Genomic DNA, 3,715 nt, shown 5'->3' with positions numbered 1-3,715 from the left:
CGCCCCGACCGCTCCCCCGGAGTTCCCGGAGCCCCGGGAGCTCCAGCCGCTCCAGGCACCCCAGCCGCTCCAGGCACCCCAGGCACCCCAGGCGGCGCTGCCGCCGCAGCCGTGCGTCCTCGTCGCCTGCTCCGGCGGCGCGGACTCGATGGCCCTCGCCTCCGCGCTCGCCTTCGAAGCCCCCCGCCTCGGCGTCCGCGCCGGCGGCGTCACCGTCGACCACGGCCTGCAGGAGGGCTCCGCCGAGCGGGCCCGGGACGTGGCGGCCCGCCTGGGGGCGCTCGGCCTCGCCCCGGTCGAGACGCTCACCGTGCGTGTCGCGCGGACCCACGAGGGCCCCGAGGCCGCGGCCCGCGACGCGCGCTACGCCGCGCTGGACGACGCGGCCGAGCGGCTCGGCGCGCACGCCGTCCTGCTCGGCCACACCCGGGACGACCAGGCGGAGACGGTGCTGCTCGGCCTGGCCCGCGGCTCCGGCACCCGCTCGCTGTCCGGCATGGCCGCCGTCTCCGGCGCCCGGGGCCGCTATCTGCGCCCGTTTCTCGCCATCGACCGGCAGACCACCCGCAGGGCCTGCATGGTCCAGTCGCTCCCCGTCTGGGACGACCCGCACAACGAGGATCCCGCCTTCACCCGCTCCCGGGTCCGCCACGAGGCCCTGCCCACCCTGGAGAAGGCCCTGGGCAAGGGCGTTGTCGAGGCCCTCGCCCGAACGGCCCAGCTCTCCCGGGACGACGCCGACGCGCTGGACGCCTGGGCCGCCGACGCCGAGCGCGCCGTCCGCACCGGCGCGCCGGGCACCGGGCCCGGCACCGGCCGCTGCGAGCTGGACACCGCCCGGCTGTACGCGCTGCCGCCCGCCGTCCGGCGCCGGGTGCTGCGCCGCGCCGCCATCGAGGCCGGCGCGCCCGCCGGCTCGCTCTTCGCCCGGCATATCGAGGAGGTGGACCGCCTCGTCACCGCCTGGCGCGGCCAGCGGGCCCTGAACCTCCCCGGGCGTGTGGAGGCCGAGCGGCAGGGTGGCAGACTGGTCATCCGGCATGGCTCGCGGCTCTGAGCCGCACCGAGCCCCAGACTCGACGAGCGAGAGCGTTACGGGTGGACGAGAAAGACATGGGCGCCGATCTGCAGTCGGTACTCATCAGCAAGGAAGAGATCGACGCGAAGCTGGCCGAGCTGGCAGCCAAGATCGACGCCGAGTACGCGGGCCGGGACCTGCTGCTCGTCGGCGTCCTCAAGGGCGCGGTGATGGCGATGGCCGACCTCGCGCGCGCCCTGTCGACCCCGGTGACGATGGACTGGATGGCCGTGTCCTCGTACGGCGCGGGCACCCAGTCCTCCGGGGTGGTGCGCATCCTCAAGGACCTGGACACCGACATCCAGGGCAAGCACGTGCTGATCGTCGAGGACATCATCGACTCCGGGCTCACGCTGTCCTGGCTGCTGTCCAACCTCGGCTCCCGCGAGCCCGCCTCGCTGAACGTGTGCACCCTGCTGCGCAAGCCGGACGCCGCCAAGGTGGCGATCGACGTGAAGTGGGCCGGTTTCGACATCCCCAACGAGTTTGTCGTGGGATACGGCCTGGACTATGCCGAGAAGTACCGCAATCTCCCGTTTGTCGGAACACTCGCCCCGCACGTCTACGGCGGCTGAGCCGGTCGGCGCAACCCCGCGGAGGCGTTCCGGGGCCCGGGAACACAGGGCCGCGACACGTCGTTGGAGGTTCGAAGGGCGGTTGGGATTGACCGTCCGCGGCGGCACCGGGCGACAATGCTGGGGTACCGTCCGAAGGTCAGGCTTTTCAACTCACTGTGGCAGGAGGGACGGGGCCCACGCGCTCCGTATGGATGGACGTGAAGCGATACTTCCGCGGGCCGGTCATGTGGATCGTGCTGGCCGTCCTTGCTGTGGTCGTGTTGATGCAGGTCGTCGGCGGGTCCGGCGGCTACAAGACTGTGGACACCGGCGAGGTCGTCAAGGCGATCCAGGACGACAAGGTGAAGTCCGCCGAGCTGACCACCGGCGATGAGCAGATCGTCAAGGTGGAGCTCAAGGACGGCGCCAAGGTCAAGGACAGCGACAAGATCAAGGCGAGCTATATCGACGACCAGGGCGTCGATCTGGCCAAGACCCTGCAGACCAAGTACGAGCAGAAGGAAATCCCCAAGGGATACACGGTCGCGCCGAAGAAGCAGAACCCGTTCGTCGGGATGCTGATCTCGCTGCTGCCGTTCGTCCTGATCATCGTCATCTTCCTGTTCCTGATGAATCAGATGCAGGGCGGCGGCTCCCGGGTGATGAACTTCGGCAAGTCCAAGGCCAAGCTGATCACCAAGGACACCCCGAAGACGACCTTCACCGACGTGGCCGGGTCCGACGAGGCGGTGGAGGAGCTCCACGAGATCAAGGAGTTCCTGCAGGAGCCGGCGAAGTTCCAGGCCGTCGGTGCGAAGATCCCCAAGGGCGTGCTGCTCTACGGCCCGCCCGGCACCGGCAAGACGCTGCTGGCCCGCGCCGTCGCGGGCGAGGCCGGGGTGCCGTTCTACTCGATCTCCGGCTCGGACTTCGTCGAGATGTTCGTCGGCGTCGGCGCCTCCCGGGTGCGCGACCTGTTCGAGCAGGCCAAGGCGAACGCCCCGGCCATCGTCTTCGTCGACGAGATCGACGCCGTCGGCCGGCACCGCGGCGCCGGCATGGGCGGCGGGCACGACGAGCGCGAGCAGACGCTGAACCAGCTGCTGGTCGAGATGGACGGCTTCGACGTCAAGGGCGGCGTCATCCTGATCGCCGCCACCAACCGCCCGGACATCCTGGACCCGGCGCTGCTGCGCCCCGGCCGGTTCGACCGCCAGGTCGCCGTGGACCGCCCGGACATGCAGGGCCGCCTGGAGATCCTGGAGGTCCACCAGAAGGGCAAGCCCATGGCGCCCGATGTGGACCTGGGCGCGGTCGCCCGCCGGACGCCGGGCTTCACCGGCGCGGACCTGAGCAATGTGCTCAACGAGGCGGCGCTGCTCACCGCCCGCGGCGACCAGAAGCTGATCGACAACCACTATCTGGACGAGGCGATCGACCGCGTCGTGGCCGGACCGCAGAAGCGGACCCGGATCATGAGCGACAAGGAGAAGAAGATCACCGCGTACCACGAGGGCGGACACGCCCTGGTCGCGGCGGCCTCCCCGAACTCCGACCCGGTCCACAAGATCACCATTCTGTCCCGGGGCCGCGCCCTGGGGTACACGATGGTCCTCCCGGACGAGGACAAGTACTCGACCACCCGCAACGAGATGCTCGACCAGCTCGCCTACATGATGGGCGGCCGCGCGGCCGAGGAGCTGGTCTTCCACGACCCGACCACGGGCGCGGCGAACGACATCGAGAAGGCCACCGCCACGGCCCGCGCGATGGTCACGCAGTACGGCATGACCGAGCGGCTCGGCGCGATCAAGTTCGGCTCCGACCAGTCCGAGCCCTTCCTGGGCAAGGAGATGGCCCACCAGCGGGACTACTCCGAGGAGGTCGCCGGGCTGGTGGACGAGGAGGTCAAGAAGCTGATCGAGACGGCGCACAACGAAGCCTGGGAAATCCTGGTGGAGAACCGCGACGTCCTCGACAACCTGGTGCTGGCCCTGCTGGAGAAGGAGACACTGGGCAAGGAGGAGATCTCGGAGATCTTCACCCCCATTGCCAAGCGCCCCGGCCGCCCCGCCTGGAC

At 70.4% G+C, this 3,715-nt stretch carries 3 protein-coding genes; all 3 read left to right on the top strand.

The annotated features are described in order from the left end of the window. Nucleotides 1-1,057: tRNA lysidine(34) synthetase TilS (tilS, locus tag G5C65_RS33270; RefSeq protein WP_165302789.1), on the top strand; the 1,057-nt coding region annotated here is incomplete at its 5' end. A 56-nt stretch (nucleotides 1,058-1,113) separates the two neighbouring features. Beyond that, entirely contained in the window at nucleotides 1,114-1,653 is a 540-nt protein-coding gene (hpt, locus tag G5C65_RS33265; protein WP_165302790.1) for a hypoxanthine phosphoribosyltransferase, read from the top strand. A gap of 194 nt (nucleotides 1,654-1,847) precedes the next feature. After that, the coding region (ftsH, locus tag G5C65_RS33260) for an ATP-dependent zinc metalloprotease FtsH (RefSeq protein WP_165302788.1) at nucleotides 1,848-3,715 on the top strand (1,868 nt) is incomplete at its 3' end.

The sequence above is a fragment of the Streptomyces boncukensis genome (genome assembly GCF_011045075.1).
Classification (GTDB): domain Bacteria; phylum Actinomycetota; class Actinomycetes; order Streptomycetales; family Streptomycetaceae; genus Streptomyces; species Streptomyces boncukensis.
This window is presented reverse-complemented; position numbering and strand designations above follow the sequence as displayed.